The sequence below is a fragment of the Arthrobacter tumbae genome (assembly GCF_016907495.1).
GTDB lineage: Bacteria > Actinomycetota > Actinomycetes > Actinomycetales > Micrococcaceae > Arthrobacter_D > Arthrobacter_D tumbae.
Genome location: NZ_JAFBCC010000001.1, coordinates 276386 through 292408, shown reverse-complemented (window position 1 = coordinate 292408; position 16023 = coordinate 276386). Strand labels below are relative to the sequence as shown.

Genomic DNA, 16023 nt, shown 5'->3' with positions numbered 1-16023 from the left:
TCATGATCAGATTCGAGCAGGTTACCAAGGTCTACGACCAGAAATCGAAGCCGGCGCTGGACAGCGTCAGCCTTGACGTCGACCGGGGCGAGTTTGTCTTTCTGGTGGGCGCATCCGGCTCCGGCAAGTCGACGTTCATCCGCCTGGTGCTCAAGGAAGACCGCGCAACACGCGGTGCTGTGTATGTGGCTGGGCAAAACGTCGCCAATATCCCCAGCTGGCGCGTTCCGAGACTGAGACGCGGTATCGGCGTCGTCTTCCAGGACTTCCGTCTGCTGCCCAACAAGTCCGTCTTCGCCAACGTGGCTTTTGCCATGCAGGTCATCGGCAAGAGCCGGGCCGTGATCCGCGAAACCGTCCCGGAAGTACTGAAGACCGTGGGCCTCGAAGGCAAGAACAACCGTATGCCTCATGAACTTTCCGGCGGCGAGCAGCAGCGCGTGGCCATTGCCCGCGCGATCGTGAACAAGCCCGGGATCCTGCTTGCTGACGAGCCCACCGGAAACCTGGACCCAACAACGTCCATGGGCATCATGAAGGTACTCGACAAGATCAACCAGAACGGCACCACAGTGGTGATGGCAACCCACGACGACGACATCGTGAACACCATGCGCAAACGCGTGGTCGAACTTCGGGACGGCTGTGTGGTTCGCGACGATGCGCAGGGCATCTACATCGGATCAACGACGACGACGGCGGCTGCCGGATGAGGTTTGCATTCGTTCTCGGGGAGATCGCATCTGGGATGCGACGAAACCTCGTGATGGTGGTTTCGGTTGTGCTGGTCACTTTCATCTCGCTGACCTTTGTTGGCGCGGCGGGCCTGCTGCAGCTGCAGATTAACCAGATGAAGGGGTACTGGTACGACCGCGTGCAGGTGGCTGTGTTCCTCTGCGTCGAGAACTCAACTTCGGAGAGCTGTGCCTCCGGCCCAGTCACCGATGAGCAGCGCAGCGCGATCGAGGCGAAGCTGACTTCGCCCGAACTGAGCGCCTATGTGGACACGGTGGAGTACGAGTCGCAGGATCAGGCGCTGGTCCACTTCCGTGAGCAGCTTGCGAATTCACCGATCGTGGAGGCCGTGACAGCCGAACAGCTACCGGAGTCCTTCCGTGTGGGACTCGTCGACCCGGAGAAGTACGAGGTCATCAGCGAGGCTTTCTCTTCCGAACCAGGCGTGGATATCGTCAGCGACCAGCGGGAGTATCTCGAGGAGATTTTCGGCTATATCAATATCGCATCGCTCGTCGCGTTGGGTATTGCCGTGGTCATGAGCGTCGGGGCGATCCTGCTGGTTGCAACGACCATCCGTCTCTCAGCGTTCAGTCGAAGACGGGAGACGGGCATCATGCGCCTGGTCGGCGCGAGCAAGGCAATCATCCAGCTGCCTTTCGTTCTTGAGGGAGTCATCGCCGCCATTGTGGGCGCTGCCATCGCCTCCGGGACCCTCTGGGCAGTACTGCGCTACGGCGGGGAATGGCTGTCCCGGGAGTATCCGCAGATGGGCTTCATCTCCACGCAGGAGCTTCTGCTGGTGGTACCTGCCATGTTCCTCCTGGGGGCCTTGCTGGCGGGCGCATCGTCGCTCTTAACCCTCAGACGCTACTTGAAAGTTTAGGGTGGATTCTTGTGAGAAATGAGACTGTATGCGCAGCGTGACCTGTTGTTCGCTTCGTTTGATTCCCCGTCCACCGGCGGTAAAGACGCTGACTGCCCTGTGGCTTGCCGCCGTGGCTGCTCTGACGTTGACGTTGAGCGGCCCGGTCCACGCTGATCAGCTTGAGGACCGCAAGTCCGCCCTTGAGGAGCAGATTGCTGAAGTCCAGCAGTCGATCGAATACCTCGACGAGGACATCACTGAAACGATCGCCCAGCTGAAGGTGTACCAGGGTCAGCTCCCCGGTGCGCAGCAGTCGCTGGCGGATGCGCAGGGTCGTGTCGAGCAAGCAACAGGTGAAGTCAACGCCCTCGCTCAACGGGTGCAGTTGGCACAGGAAACCAAGAACAAGATCACTGAACAGCTGAAGCAGGACGAGGCCGAGATGGCTGAAACCCGAAAGGTGATCGGTCAGATCGCGACGCAGGCTTACAAGAGCGGGGGAGTCCCCACAGGTCTCTCGCTGATGCTTGGCAGCGACGGTTCCGATGGCTTCGCGTCTATGGAACTGGTTGAGCAGGCGCTGCGTAACCAGAATTCCGCCTTGGAGCGCATGGCACAACAGAATGCCACCAACGTGAACTCGCAGGCTCGGCTGGTCGCGGTTGAAGAGGAGATCGTGGACCTGAAGGCGAAGGCCGAGGCTGCGCTTGCGGCGGAGCAGGTCGCGAGGGATGAGGCCGCTGCCGAGAAGGTGAAGGTCGACAAACTCATCTCCGACACGTCAACGCTTTCAGCGAAGCTGCAGAAGCAGAAGCCCGTGATCGAGGCAAAGCTCGCCGAGGTGGAAGAGGCGCACCAGCAGGTGGTCGTCGACATCGCTGAACGTCAGCGCAAGCTGATCGAAGAGGCGCGCAAGCGGGAAGAAGCGAGGCTCAAGGCTGAGGCCGAGGAGCGGGCACGGGTCGAGAACGAGCGGCGCGCAGCGGCCGCGGCCGAAGCGAACCGCCGCGCGGCAGCAGAGGCAGCAGAGGCTAACCGCCGTGCGGAGGCAGAGGCAGCGGAGGCGAATCGGCGCGCAGCGGCAGCGGCGGCAGCAGCCAACCGGCCCAAGCCGGCTCCGGTAGTGCCACCCGTCGTCGTGCCGGCCCCGGTCGTCCCGGAGCCGGTGGCGCCTGTCATTGTTCCGCCGCCCGCATCCAGTCCGTCGGCCTTCGGGCTGCGCTCTCCTGTGAGCGGCCCGATCACCTCCGGTTACGGCTGGCGTCCTACGCCGTTGGGCACGATCGATTTCAACGGCAGCGGCGGCTACACGCACACCGGAATCGATTACGGGGTGGCCTGCGGAACCGCACTCTATGCTCCGGCGGCCGGCGAGGTCTGGTATGCGGACTCGAATGTACTTCCTGGTGCAGGCAACCGGATCGTGCTGAGTCACGGCGTCGTCGGCGGCAATGCGCTGGCCACCAACTTCTACCATCTGTCCAGCTTCGTCGTAGGCACGGGGCAGCGCGTGAGTGCGGGCCAGCTGATCGGTTACACCGGTACCACCGGTAACTCAACCGGCTGTCACCTGCACTTCGAGACCGTGCTCAACGGGAGCCTGGTCGACCCGATGGGTCTCCTCTAGCGCTGTAATGCGGTGAACACCGCATCCGGCTGTGGATGGGCACAGCACCGGCCCTGCCGGACGCCGTAGACTGGGACGCGTTGTTCGCATTCTGAAGCGCACCGCACTATTGAAGGAGTTGAACCGTGCCCAAGGAAAGTGGCCGTCAGGTAGTGGCCACCAATCGGAAGGCCCGGCACGACTACCAGGTGCTGGACACCTACGAGGCGGGAATAGCCCTTCAGGGTACCGAGGTGAAGTCTCTTCGGGCCGGTCGGGCGTCCCTGGTCGACGGATTCGCAATTTTCTACAACGACGAGCTCTGGCTCGAGGGAATCCACATTCCCGAGTACACGCAGGGCAGCTGGACCAACCACGCTGCGCGCCGTCGTCGTAAATTGCTTCTGCACCGCGAGGAGCTCACGAAGATCTCCCACAAGATCCGCGAAAGCGGGTTCACCATCGTTCCGCTGCAGCTGTATTTCCTCAACGGACGTGCGAAGGTGGAGATAGGTATTGCGCGCGGTAAGCGTGAGTATGACAAACGTCAGACGCTGCGTGAGCAGCAGGACAGCCGTGAAGCACAGCGCGCCATGCGGGAACGGAACCTTGGCGCATGAGCGATGTCTTCTGGGATGCCCAGGAACCCGACGACGTCGAGGAAGAATCCGAGCTCAGGTACAAGCGCCCCTGGTGGGTGACGGTAGGCGCTATCGTCAACCTGCTGTTGCTGTTCGCCGTGGTTCCGGCCGGATTCCTGTCGCTGATTCCGTTCTTTTTCCTGATCTATGTGTACTTCGCGCAGATCCTCGTCTGGATCTCTCCGGTACTGATCCTGCTCAACGTTGCGGTGTTTTGGTGGAGCTTCCGTCGCAAGCAGGCGGCAACGACGGCGCTGGCCGCTTTGGGGTTGGCGTTCGTGGCCGTCTCCTTCGTTGTCCTGATGCTGTGGCAGGCGCAGATCGTCATTCTCGGAATCAGGTTCTAGCGCCCGGTACCGTTTTCCGAGCTTCACGGAATGATTCCGGCAGCGGGTGCGTTAGAATGGATAGTCCGGGGCAACCCGGGGAAACAGCGAGTAAAGGCGCTGCTTGAAAATTGAACATGGGGATGACAGGTTTCGACGATGTTAGTCGCGACAGGTGAAGCGGGCCGAGGATACAGAGTTATCTCGTAAACGCTCTCTGTAAAACAATAAGTGCCGAACAAAAGCGCACTGACTTCGCTCTCGCTGCCTAAGCAGCCGAGCTAGTCCGTCAGCCCGGGTACGCTCTCGACCCGGTTCCTGGCGTCATTTAGAGGGCCACTGCTCTTGGTTTTCGTTGCAGGAACCAAGGGGACTCTTATGCAACTGAGCTTGGCAGCCACTTGTTTGCATGATGGCTGAAGCTGAGAAAAACCGACGCAAACTGCGCCCGGAGAAGCCCTGACTACACTGCATCGGACGCGGGTTCAATTCCCGCCATCTCCACTGACTAAGCCCCGGTTCGCCGGGGCTTTTTCTCTGCCCTGTGGAGGACTGAGGCCCTGTGGAGGACTGAGGACGGGACCTACTGATGCCCTGTGTGCAGCGCGCACGTCGCAGACCACCGCAGGAGGATCCGCAAACGTAGACTGGACAGGTGAGTTCGTCGAACGACCGCCCGTCGTGGCTGCCTCCGCTTCCCCCTCCGAACCGTGGCCGTGCACTGATCGCGGTGGGTCTGGTGCTCGTGATCGCGACCTTCATCTACATCTTCGTCATGAGCTACGTCGGTGGAACCCACACGCTGTACACGCTGCTTCCGTTGGCAACCGGACTGATCTGCCTCATCGTAGGCCTCACCCGGCGTAACGAGGGCCGGTAGGTCAGCGCGTTGGCCCCAGGATCGAGCTCTGGATCGCCACCGCTGCGGCTCCTCGAGCCCACTGACCGAAGTCGGTTGGTTCACGTGCCAGCTGCACCGGGGCTGCCTCCGGGTCCCGGTGAACACGTATGGACGCCGTAATTTCCTCCGATGCAATGTCAGCGAGAGCGGCGCCCTCACCGGACAGGACAACCAGGTTCACCATGGTGAGGTTGGCTACCGCGGCAATGAGGACACCAAGGGCAGTGCCCGCGTTCTTCACCACCAGCGAGGCGAGCCTGTCCCCGTCTTGCGCCCGTTGCAGGACCTCCTCGTACGTCCATTCCTCCTCAGTGGCCATCTGCACCTGGCCGCTGATGGCCGCCATGGTGAGTACAGCACCTGCGCACCCCCGGTGACCCTCCTGGCACAGTGGGCCGGCGGAGTCGACCGGGTAGTGCCCCACGAGACCAAGCCCGGCATCAACAGGGGCGATAACCCGGTCATTGATCACCAGGCCGTAACCCACGCCCGCCCCCACCGTAAGCACCGCGAAGTTGCTGATACCCCTGCCCGCACCGAACCATTGCTCACCCACGGTGAGGGCAACGACGTCGTTCTCCACGGTGACTGGAATGCCGGTTCGCTCCTGAACCAGCGAACCGAGCGGCACATTGCGCCAGTGCAGGAAGGGTGCGCGCAGCACCGTGCCGTCGTCGCTGATCTTGCCGCCGATGCTGATCCCGATGCCGTCCACCGCGTTGCCGTCGTTCAGCCTGCCGACCACAGAAGCGATCGCTTCAACGACGTCGGAGACAGCTTCGCTGGCGAGCGGTTCCTCGGCAGTCGCGACCGTCTGGCACCGCAGGTCCGTCGCTACACCGGACGCGGCGGTACCGGTCAACTTGATCCCTATAAAGCGGTGCGTACCGCCGGGCACCTCAAGGGGCCGGGTTGGACGGCCGACACCGCCTTCGACTACTTCACGGCCCTCCTGCAGGATTCCGGCTTCGATCAGCGGCTTGCTCAGGCGGGTCAGGCTGGCCACGGAGAGGCCGAGGCGTCGTGACAACTCGCCCCGCGACAGCGGACCGCCGATCAGGACCTCCCTGGCGAGCAGGCGGGAGGGGCTGTCAGGGGAGAGGGACGCGACCACGTTCATTAGCGTACCTTTCACGCGCAGTAGTTTTCACTACGAAAATATAAACACACATAGTGAACCTGTAACGGACTAGTTGGAGATGAAGTGTGATGATTGACACTTACTTAGTTCTACGATAAAAATTATTGCATGCATCCATCACCTCCTGTCCATCTCGCCCGGGGCGGCACCAGCGTCGTCGTCGATGCCTCCACCGCGGGGCTGCCGTCCATCCTGTACTGGGGACCGGCGCTCGGTGAGAGCCCGGCTGACGAGCTGGACGCCCTCGCCGCGGCTTCCGTTCCGCAGCGGGTCTCCGGAAGTATTGACATCCCGGCCCGTCTCACGCTGATTCCGCAGGAGGCCCACGGCTGGCAAGGCACTCCGGGGTTCACCGGACAACGCGGTGGAGGCTTCCTCACCCCTGCGTTCCAGCTGACGCACCTGACAGCCGACGACCATCAGCTCACCATCGAGGCAACCGACGACGACGCCAGCCTCGCCTTGAGAGTACAGCTCACCCTTACGGAGGCAGGACTCCTCCGCCAGCGGCTTGCGGTGACCAACACTGGCGCGGATGAGTACGAGGTGCGTTCCCTCCTCGCCTTTTTCCCCCTTCCCGCCAATGCGCAGGAAGTCCTCGACCACACCGGGCGTCATCTGCGCGAGCGCTCACCCCAGCGGCACAACCTCACCACCGGCTCCTATCACAGAGAGAGCAGGCGGGGCCGCCCCGGCGCAGACGCAACCGTGCTCGTTGCAGCGGGGGAGACGGCATTCGGTTTCGAACGCGGCCAGGTCCACGCCGCGCACACGGCCTGGAGCGGGAATCACCAGTACATCGTGGAGCAGACGCCGTCGGGAGATAAGTTCCTCGCGTGCGGTGAGCTTCTGTTGCCCCAGGAAATGGCGCTGGCTCCCGGCGCCACCTACACAGCTCCGGATGCCATCGGTTCCTGGGGTGACGGGCTGAATGAACTCGCCTCCCGCTTCCATGCCGAATTCCGCAGCCGGCCGGAACACCCGGTCCGGCCCCGGCCGGTCACGCTCAATACCTGGGAAGCCGTCTACTTTGATCACGACCTCGCCACCCTCAAAGCGCTCGCGGACAGGGCCGCCCAGGTAGGCATTGAACGCTACGTGCTCGACGACGGCTGGTTCAGCGGGCGCCGCGATGACACTGCGGGTCTGGGGGACTGGTTCATCGACGGGACAGTGTGGCCGGATGGTCTCACGCCGCTGATCAATCATGTGCGCTCACTCGGGATGGAATTCGGGCTGTGGTTCGAACCCGAGATGGTCAACCCGGACTCCAAGCTTGCCCGGAACCACCCGGAGTGGATCGTCCAGACGCCGGGCCGACTGCCCGTCGCCGCGCGGCAGCAGCAGGTGCTCAACCTGGCGATCCCGGATGCGTACGACTACATCCTGACCTGTATCGATGATGTGCTCAGAACCAATGACATCGCCTACATCAAGTGGGACCATAACCGCGACCTGCTGGAGGCCGCCGACGCGATCAGCGGTGCCGCCGTCGTGCATTCGAATGTGTTGGCCGTCTATCGACTCATGGCCGAGCTGAAGGAACGTCACCCGGGGCTGGAGATCGAGTCCTGCGCCTCGGGAGGCGCACGCGTGGACATGGGGATTCTGCGCCATACCGACCGGATCTGGACGAGCGACTGCATCGACCCCATCGAACGGCTGGTCAACCAGAAGCACACCGGGCTCCTGGTACCGCCAGAGTTGATGGGCATGCATGTTGGCGGTCCCCGTTCCCATTCGACCGGCCGCACGCACACCCTCCCATTCCGTGCAGCTACGGCGATCTTCGGCCACTTCGGGGTGGAATGGGACATATCCGGTCTCAGCGCCGAAGAGCTCGGCCGGCTCGGTTCCTGGATCAACCTCCACAAGCGCTGGCGGGACGTCCTCCACACCGGGACGACCGTGCACGCGGATCTTCCGGACCCGTCAATGGACCTGCGCGGCGTAGTCGCGAGCGACAAGCGAAGCGCCCTGTACGGCTACTCCCTCACGGGCTCCAGCGCGTCCTACCCGCCCGGCCGAATCACCTTCCCCGGCCTTGATCCTGCAACCACCTACACCATCGCACCGGCTGCTTACGACTACGAGGACCAGGGCCAATCCGGCCTTGCCTGGGTCGAAGCCGCCCGCAACGGCGCACCCCTTGCCATGAGCGGCCGGATTCTGGGCGCACCCGGCGTCCAGGCGCCGGTACTTTTTCCCGAACAGTCCGTTCTCATCGAGGTCCGGGCACACACACCAGAGCGACACCACACACCCTAAGGAGATATTCGTGAAGCATTCCGCTACACGAAGGAAACTGGCGGCGGCCTCATCCGCCGCGGCGCTGGCGGCGCTGACGCTGTCCGGTTGCGCCCCCGCCAGCGGGAACGACGACGTCGTCACCCTCGATTTCTTTCAGTTCAAACCTGAAGCGGTGGGCAACTTCGAAGAGATCATCGCTGATTTCGAGGCCGCCAACCCTGATATAGACGTGGTCCAAAACCATGTCCCGGACGCTGACACCGCGATCCGCACGCTGCTGGTCAAGAACAAGACCCCGGATGTGCTGACGCTGAACGCGAACGGAAACTATGGACTGCTCGCCGAGGCTTGTGTCTTCGCCGACCTCACGGACATGGCCTCCGCGCAGACGGTGCTTCCTGCGGTGCAGGACATTGTGCAGGAGCTCGGTAGCTGCGACGGGTCAGAGGTCAACGCGCTGCCCTTCGCCAACAACGCGAGCGGGATCATCTATAACAAGGACATCTTCGAGGAGTACGGCGCCGAGGTGCCCGGAACGTGGGATGAGCTGGTAGCGCTCGCCGACATGTTCGAGGCGAACGGAGTTACCCCGTTCTACACAACGCTGAAGGACGGCTGGACCGTCAGCCCCGCCTTCGTCAACCTCGGCGGGGCCCTTCAACCGGAGGGTTTCTACGACGCGCTGCGGCAGGACGAGACGTCTTTCTCCGCTGAGTACGAGGAAGCCATGGAGATGGTTTCGAAACTGTTCTCCTATGGCCAGGAAAACTCCCCAAGCCGCGACTACAACGCAGGGAACGCAGCGTTCGCCAACGGGGAATCCGCCATGTACCTGCAGGGCAGCTACGCCATACCTCCTATTCGGGCAGCGAACCCGGACGCGAACATCGGTACGTTCCCCTACCCGGCCACCGATAGTCCACAGGACACAGTCGTGGTCTCAGGTGTCGACGTCGGAATTTCCATCGGCCGGGATACTGAGCACCCGGAAGAGGCTCGGCGCTTCGTCGAATTCATGATGTCGCCGGACATCGTCGCACGATACTCGGAGGCCCAGAGTACCTTCTCACCGCTGAGCGAAAGCCCCTCCAACACGGATCCCGCCCTTGAGGGGCTGGCCCCCTACTTCGAGAGCGGCCGCATCATCGGATTCATCGACCACCAGATCCCGCCCAGCCTTCCCCTGCCCGCCTACCTCCAGGAATTTGTCCTCAGCGGAAACACGGAGAACTTCCTCGCGAGGATGGACAACGAATGGGACAAGATTGCCGAGCGCACCATCACCCGTGAGGAGGCACGCTCATGAGCGTTCCCACCCTGTCCCGGCCTGCCAAGAAATTGCCACGCGCTTTCTACATCATGGTGCTGCCGGCATTCGCGCTGTTCCTGATCTTCCATACCGTACCGGTGCTCACCGGTATCTACTACAGCTTCACCAACTACGCCGGCTATGGAGAATGGTCCTTCATCGGGCTCAGCAACTACATCAACCTGTTCCGTGATGAACGGATCCTGAACGCGTACGGGTTCACCTTCCTGTTTGCCATCGTCTCCACCATCGCAGTGAACATCATCGCCCTGTCGGTGGCCATGGCTCTGAACAGCCGGATCAAGTTCAAGACGGGATTCCGCGGAATCTTCTTCATCCCCAACATCCTCTCGATCCTGATCGTCGGGTATGTCTTCAACTACCTTTTCTCCAACTCCGTGCCGGCCATCGCCGAAGCGCTCGGGATCAACGCGCTCACCAGCAGTATTCTGGCCAGCGGGGATACGGCGTGGATCGGCGTCGTCATCCTCTCGGTCTGGCAGGCAGCGGCCTTCAACATCATCATTTACCTGGCCGGCCTGCAGACCATTCCCGGTGAGCTCTACGAGGCGGCTTCGCTTGACGGCGCTTCACCCTGGCAACAGTTCAGCAGCATCACCTTCCCGCTGATCGGAGCGTTCTTCACCATCAATATGGTCCTGTCCCTGAAGAACTTCCTCCAGGTCTTCGACCAGATCATCTCCCTGACCGGAGGCGGACCGGGAACGTCCACGGAGTCGATCTCCGTGCTCATCTACCGGGGTGGATTCCAAGGCGGCGAATACGGCTACCAGACCGCCAACGCAGTGATCTACCTGTTTGTCATCATTGCCATCTCGTTCATCCAGCTGCGCATCCTGCAGCGCAGGGAGGCCTCCTTCTAATGACTGCTACTGCCTATTCCGCCGAGCGAAGCGCCCTCAAGAATGGCGACCGCGACCCAGGCGTCCACCGCCCCGACCGGCGGCAGATCAACTGGTGGCTGACCGCGCTGGTCGCGGTGCTCTCACTGACGATCTTCATTCCGCTTTACTTCACTGTGGTGACGGCACTGAAGACCCCGGATGAGCTGGGTGGTTCCGGTTTCGGGCTGCCCGGCACTCCTGCCTGGAGCAACTTCGCGGAGGCCTGGACCCTGACCGACTTCCCGCAGGCGTTGATGAACAGCGCGCTGATCACGGTGGGGGCAGTGCTGCTGACGCTGCTCACCAACTCCATGGTTGCCTATGCGATTGCCCGCAACATGCACCGGAAGCTCTTCAAGGGCCTGTACTTCTACTTCATTGCAGCGCTCTTTGTACCTTTCCCGATCATCATGCTCCCGGTGGTGAAGGAGACTGCGCTGCTCGGGCTGGACAACCAGCTCGGCCTGATCCTGCTCTATACGGTGTACGGCCTCTCGTTCAACATCTTTGTCTACGTCGCGTACATTCGATCCATCCCGCTGGAACTTGAGGAAGCAGCAATTACCGACGGCGCCAGCACCTGGACGGTCTTCTGGAAGGTCATCTTCCCGCTTCTCGGCCCGATGAACGCCACGGTCGGAATTCTCACTTGCCTGTGGGCCTGGAACGACTTCATCCTGCCCCTGGTCATCCTCTCCGACCCGTCGGCCCAAACTCTGCCGCTGGCCCAATACGTCTTCCAGGGCCAGTTCAACACCAACTACTCCGTGGCGTTCGCCTCGTACCTGATGGCGATGGCGCCACTGCTCCTGGTGTACCTTTTCGCCCAGCGATGGGTTATCTCCGGCGTGATGAGAGGATCAACCAAATGAGCACCATCAACTCTCCCGAGACTGAACCCGCCTGGTGGACAGGCGCCGTTGTCTATCAGGTCTACCCCCGCAGCTTCGCCGACTCCAACGGAGACGGAATCGGCGATCTTGGCGGAATTCTCAGCAAACTCGATCACCTCGCGGAACTCGGCGTGGACGTCGTGTGGCTTTCGCCGATCTACTCCTCGCCGCAGCACGACAACGGCTATGACATCAGCGATTACCGTCGGATCGACCCGACCTTCGGCACGCTCGAGCAGTTCGACGAGCTCCTTGAGGGCGTGCACCGCCGCGGGATGAAGCTGGTCATGGACCTCGTGGTCAACCACACGTCCAGCGAGCATCCGTGGTTCGTTGAATCGGCGTCGTCAACCGATAACCCCAAGCGGGACTGGTATTGGTGGCGGGACGCACGGGAGGGCTTTGACGCGGGGGAGAAAGGCGCCGAGCCAAGCAACTGGGGCTCGGCCTTCAGCGGTCCGGCCTGGACGCTGGATTCAGCGTCGAACCAGTACTACCTGCACCTCTTCGCTCCCGAGCAGCCCGACCTGAACTGGGAGAACCCGGAGGTGCGCCAGGCTGTCTACGAGATGATGAACTGGTGGGTGGACCGGGGTGTGGACGGCTTCCGGATGGACGTCATCAACTTCATCTCAAAGGACCCGGCGCTACCGGACGGCCCGGTGCAGCCCGGAAAACTGTGGGGCGACGGCTCCCAGTATTACGTGTCCGGACCACGGATCCACGATTATCTGCAGGAAATGCACCGCGAGGTCTTCGAGGGGCGCAAGGCCGAGCTCATCACGGTCGGAGAAATGCCTGGGGTCACCATTGACGAGGCGAAGCGCTTCACCGATCCCTCCCGCCGGGAAGTCGACATGGTTTTCCAGTTTGAGCATGTCGGCCTCGACCATGGGCCGGGCGGCAAATGGGACTACAAGGGACTCGACCTCCGCGATCTCAAGACCTCGTGGAACCGCTGGCAGAAGGGCCTGGCCGAGACGGGCTGGAACAGCCTGTACCTGAACAATCACGACCAGCCGCGACTGGTGTCCCGGTTCGGCAACGACGGCGCATTCCGCTACGAGTCGGCCACGTTGTGGGCCGCGTTGCTCCACCTGCACCGCGGGACGCCATATGTCTACCAGGGCGAGGAAATCGGCATGACCAACGCCCCCTTCGACAGCGTCGAAGACTTCCGGGACATCGAGTCGATCAATCACTTCTATGAGGCCACCGGGCCGCTGGGCCATGATCCCGCGGAAGTGCTGCGCAACCTGCGCATCATGAGCCGGGATAACGCGCGCACACCCGTGCAGTGGACGGCGGGGGAGCAGTCGGGCTTTACGAGCGGTACGCCCTGGATTGCGATCAACCCGAACTATCCGACGATCAATGCGGACACGGACCGCTCCGCCGGACAATCGGTGTTCCGGTTCTACCAGCAGCTCATCGAACTCCGGCATAAGGACGAGACGGTCCGTCTTGGAGAATTCGCGATGTTGGCGGAGGACGATCCCACGCTCTACGCCTTCACCCGCACGTACCAGGGCGCGTCGCTCCTCATCATCGGCAACGTCTCGGGTGACACGCTGTCGCTGGATGACGCAGCACTGCCTGAGACAGCGCGCGAAGGAACGGTGGTCCTCGGCAATTACGACGGCGATCCCACGTCCGAACTCCGGCCCTGGGAGGTACGTATCCTCCGCACCGCCTGACCCCGTTGATTCAGCAGGACACGCCCCTGATGGCTCGCCATGAGGGGCGTGTCCTGACAACTCAGCGTTCGGCGATCAGCGTTTCGGTGTACAGGTCAATCAATCCGGTGACACCGCTCTGCTCCATTGCGCGGCGCTGGCGGACAGCGCCGGTGCCGCGCTCCCACACCGTCTTGAGGCCGGTCTCGATCCAATGCGAATCTCCGGCGTCATCCAGAGCCGTGCCGATGTATTCGAGCAGGCGGTCCAGCTGTTCACGGGCCGGCGCGAGTTTTCCGGTCAACGGATTGACGACGACGTCGGTCAGCCCCTGCCGCGCTGCCTGCCATTGCGCCGCATCCAGCAGTTCGGCGTCCGGATCCGGGTACGGTGCGCCGTTCAGGGCGTCGCCGACCGCCGTGCTGACGAGGCCGCGCACCATACCGGCGATGAGCACTGAGTCCTGTGCCTCCAGCTGAGCGTCCGCAGTGCGAACTTCCAGCGTGGGGTAACTGTCGGAGAGCCGGGCAACCCAGGTAAGAACGCCGCGGTCGATGATGACGCCGGTATCCACCAGGCGTTCGATCCGGCGCTCGTACTCCGCAGCGTCCGCGAAGATGGGCGGAATGCCCTGTACCGGCCAACGGCGGTAGTGCACCGTCCGCCAGCTGGCGAACCCGCTGTCCCGATCCAGCCAGAACGGTGAGTTTGCACTCAACGCGGTGATGATGGGAAGCCACGGCCGGATCCGGTTGAGCGCTTGTACACCAGTTTCCTTGTCTGGGATCGACACATGCACATGGAGTCCGTTGACGAACTGGTCCGCTACGATCCCGGGCGCGCTCGACTTCAGTTCGTAGTAGCGCTGCTTGTCCGTCAGCTCCGGGTATCCCTCTTCGATGCGTGGCGCCGTTGCCGATCCGCTGGCCCGCACGCCTGACTTCCGCGCCGCCGCCGCCAATTGGCGTCGGAAATTCAGCAGGGACTCCTCCGCTTCGGTGAGCGTATGGCACACCGGTGTTGCGGTCTCGATCTGGCAGCTCAGCAATTCGCGCTGGATGTCCTCGCCGTCAACTGAGCCGCCGGATTGGAGAAGCGCCTGGACATCCGCTGCGTTGAAGACGGGCAACCCCGAATCGGGATGGAGCAGGAGGTACTCTTCTTCGATTCCCAGCGTGGTCATGGAGCGCCTTTCGATGCATCGACGGATTGCCCCCAGTGTAAACAGACTTCCCTGATGGTTCAGTGCCGCTGCGTCACATAGCCCCGGTTGCCAGAAGCCCCAGCCACACGGCGCCGAGCCCGCATCCGACATGGGCAAGCACATGCACGACGGCGGCCACCTGCCTCCTGCCCTGCCACAGCAGAACGGCAGCGACCGTGAAGGTGCTGAACGTGGTGTAGCCGCCGGCCAGGCCTGCCCCCAACACGGTATAGACGGGGCTCGTGAGTGCCGAGTTCAGCAGCAGTCCCCAGGAAACGCCTATTACACCCGATCCAAGGATGTTGACCACCAGCGTTCCCACGGGAAAGGGCGGTTCCGGCGAAGACGGGTGCCGCCGTCGTGCACGCAGAGCTTCACACGCTGTGTCGACGGCGAAGCGAAGCAGCGCGCCGACCATGCCTCCCAGACCTACCAGAACCGCAGCCGTCATGCCGTGTGCCTCTGCCCCCACGCGATTCCGGCGGCAGCGGCCGCCACGCCGAGGGCGAGGGACAACCCAACGTACGGCACGAGCAGCGCAGGCTCGGTCACCGCAGCGAGTGAGACCGCCGAGAATGTAGTGAATGACCCGAGGAGCCCCGGCCCCAGCCCGGCCCGTAGCCACCGCGGCCAGCGAGTGGCTGCCCAGAGCGCTGTCAACCAGCCGAGCAGGAAGCTTCCGCCGACATTGATGAGGAGGGTGGTCCAGGGAAAAGCCCCGGGTTGCTCAGGAACAAGCAGACCGAGCAGATAGCGCGCTTCGGTTCCTCCGAAGCCTCCGAGGGCGACGGCGGTCCATACCTTCCAGCCGACAGGTGAAGGAAGGGCATCTGGTTGCGCTGTCATGGCACCAAGCTACAGCCCGCGTGCCTTCCCACCGACTCGACCCAGATGGCCCGGGTGAGTTCGTTGCCGAAGCTGAAGTCCCGGGCGCCCGTCCCGCTGCCGACGCGCGCCTGCAGCGGACCGCCGAAGGGAGTCCTTCCCAGCACTTCCACGGGAGAACCAATACCGATGTCTTCGGCTGCCAGGAACCTCAAGAGCTGTGGATCCTCATCGCTGATCCGGATAACCCGTCCGGCATGCCCGGCATCGAAGCTCTCCAGGGGTAGCGCGTCAGGGAGTGTGATCGAACCTGCCGCAGTCGGAATCGGATCACCGTGCGGGTCCGCGGAAGGGAACCCCAGCCGGGCGTCGAGACGGTCAATGAAGGTATCGGAGACAGTGTGTTCAAGCAGTTCAGCCTCGTCATGGACTTCGTCCCAGCGGTAATCGAGATCGCGAACCAGAAAGGTCTCGATCAGCCGGTGACGTCGGACCATGGCCAGCGCCAGCCTGCGGCCGTCGGCAGTGAGTTCTACGGGCCGGTACGGTGTGTGGTTCACGAGCCCGAGCTCGGCCAGCTTCCGGATCATCTCGGAGACCGACGAGTTGGCGACCGACAGCCGTGCGGCGAGCCGCGACGACGTGACGGGCTCGGCATGCCATTCGGAGAGGGCGTAAATCGTCTTCACATAGTCCTGGACGCTCGAGGAATCCATGCCGGGGGTGTTTGCTTTCGCTGCCAT

At 62.6% G+C, this 16023-nt stretch carries 16 protein-coding genes and 1 other RNA gene; 12 read left to right on the top strand and 5 right to left on the bottom strand.

Annotation, left to right across the window (positions count from 1 at the left end; genetic code table 11):
* The first annotated feature begins 2 nt into the window (after positions 1–2).
* The 7 genes from ftsE (at position 3) to JOD47_RS01350 (ending at position 5056) form a co-directional block, all read left to right on the top strand.
* Complete coding sequence (gene ftsE / locus JOD47_RS01380; protein ID WP_204531287.1) at positions 3–713, top strand: cell division ATP-binding protein FtsE; 711 nt, start codon at positions 3–5, stop codon at positions 711–713.
* Complete coding sequence (ftsX, locus tag JOD47_RS01375; protein WP_204531286.1) at positions 710–1621, top strand: permease-like cell division protein FtsX; 912 nt, start codon at positions 710–712, stop codon at positions 1619–1621. Before ftsE ends, ftsX begins: the two co-directional genes overlap by 4 nt.
* 28 nt (positions 1622–1649) lie before the next feature.
* On the top strand, positions 1650–3230 hold the full coding sequence (locus JOD47_RS01370) for a M23 family metallopeptidase (protein ID WP_204531285.1): 1581 nt from the start codon (positions 1650–1652) through the stop codon (positions 3228–3230).
* Positions 3231–3355: 125 nt separating this feature from the next.
* Complete coding sequence (gene smpB / locus JOD47_RS01365; protein ID WP_204531284.1) at positions 3356–3829, top strand: SsrA-binding protein SmpB; 474 nt, start codon at positions 3356–3358, stop codon at positions 3827–3829.
* The gene (locus JOD47_RS01360; protein WP_204531282.1) at positions 3826–4197 is read left to right on the top strand and encodes a hypothetical protein; all 372 of its coding nucleotides are present in this window, start codon (positions 3826–3828) and stop codon (positions 4195–4197) included. The genes smpB and JOD47_RS01360 overlap by 4 nt, the downstream gene beginning before the upstream one ends.
* 118 nt (positions 4198–4315) lie before the next feature.
* Positions 4316–4683, top strand: a transfer-messenger RNA (tmRNA) gene (ssrA, locus tag JOD47_RS01355).
* A 148-nt stretch (positions 4684–4831) separates the two neighbouring features.
* A complete protein-coding gene (locus JOD47_RS01350; RefSeq protein ID WP_204531279.1) occupies positions 4832–5056 on the top strand; it encodes a hypothetical protein in 225 nt (74 codons plus the stop codon).
* A 1-nt stretch (position 5057) separates the two neighbouring features.
* Here JOD47_RS01350 and JOD47_RS01345 read toward each other — a convergent pair whose 3' ends face one another.
* On the bottom strand, positions 5058–6197 hold the full coding sequence (locus JOD47_RS01345) for an ROK family transcriptional regulator (RefSeq protein ID WP_204531277.1): 1140 nt from the start codon (positions 6195–6197) through the stop codon (positions 5058–5060).
* A gap of 129 nt (positions 6198–6326) precedes the next feature.
* Here JOD47_RS01345 and JOD47_RS01340 point away from each other — a divergent pair, with 129 nt between their 5' ends.
* The 5 genes from JOD47_RS01340 to JOD47_RS01320 are packed head-to-tail and all read left to right on the top strand — an operon-like array spanning position 6327 to position 13272.
* Positions 6327–8486 (top strand): alpha-galactosidase, encoded by a 2160-nt coding sequence (locus JOD47_RS01340; RefSeq protein ID WP_204531275.1) that lies wholly within the window; start codon positions 6327–6329, stop codon positions 8484–8486.
* A 10-nt stretch (positions 8487–8496) separates the two neighbouring features.
* Positions 8497–9774, top strand: coding sequence for an ABC transporter substrate-binding protein (locus JOD47_RS01335; RefSeq protein ID WP_307836163.1), 1278 nt, complete (start codon positions 8497–8499; stop codon positions 9772–9774).
* Positions 9771–10661, top strand: a complete 891-nt coding sequence (locus JOD47_RS01330; RefSeq protein WP_239547967.1) for a carbohydrate ABC transporter permease — start codon at positions 9771–9773, stop codon at positions 10659–10661. Before JOD47_RS01335 ends, JOD47_RS01330 begins: the two co-directional genes overlap by 4 nt.
* The gene (locus JOD47_RS01325) at positions 10661–11554 is read left to right on the top strand and encodes a carbohydrate ABC transporter permease (protein ID WP_204531273.1); all 894 of its coding nucleotides are present in this window, start codon (positions 10661–10663) and stop codon (positions 11552–11554) included. Before JOD47_RS01330 ends, JOD47_RS01325 begins: the two co-directional genes overlap by 1 nt.
* A complete protein-coding gene (locus JOD47_RS01320; protein ID WP_204531271.1) occupies positions 11551–13272 on the top strand; it encodes an alpha-glucosidase in 1722 nt (573 codons plus the stop codon). The genes JOD47_RS01325 and JOD47_RS01320 overlap by 4 nt, the downstream gene beginning before the upstream one ends.
* A 61-nt stretch (positions 13273–13333) precedes the next feature.
* Here JOD47_RS01320 and JOD47_RS01315 read toward each other — a convergent pair whose 3' ends face one another.
* The 4 genes from JOD47_RS01315 to JOD47_RS01300 all read right to left on the bottom strand — a co-directional run bounded on the left by JOD47_RS01315 (position 13334) and on the right by JOD47_RS01300 (position 16023).
* Complete coding sequence (locus JOD47_RS01315; protein ID WP_204531270.1) at positions 13334–14434, bottom strand: carboxylate-amine ligase; 1101 nt, start codon at positions 14432–14434, stop codon at positions 13334–13336.
* Positions 14435–14507: 73 nt separating this feature from the next.
* Positions 14508–14906 carry a fluoride efflux transporter FluC gene (locus JOD47_RS01310; RefSeq protein ID WP_204531268.1) on the bottom strand — a complete coding sequence of 133 codons (399 nt, stop codon included), beginning with the start codon at positions 14904–14906 and terminating at the stop codon, positions 14508–14510.
* A complete protein-coding gene (locus JOD47_RS01305; RefSeq protein WP_204531266.1) occupies positions 14903–15301 on the bottom strand; it encodes a FluC/FEX family fluoride channel in 399 nt (132 codons plus the stop codon). Before JOD47_RS01305 ends, JOD47_RS01310 begins: the two co-directional genes overlap by 4 nt.
* Entirely contained in the window at positions 15298–16023 is a 726-nt protein-coding gene (locus JOD47_RS01300; protein ID WP_204531264.1) for a metal-dependent transcriptional regulator, read from the bottom strand. Before JOD47_RS01300 ends, JOD47_RS01305 begins: the two co-directional genes overlap by 4 nt.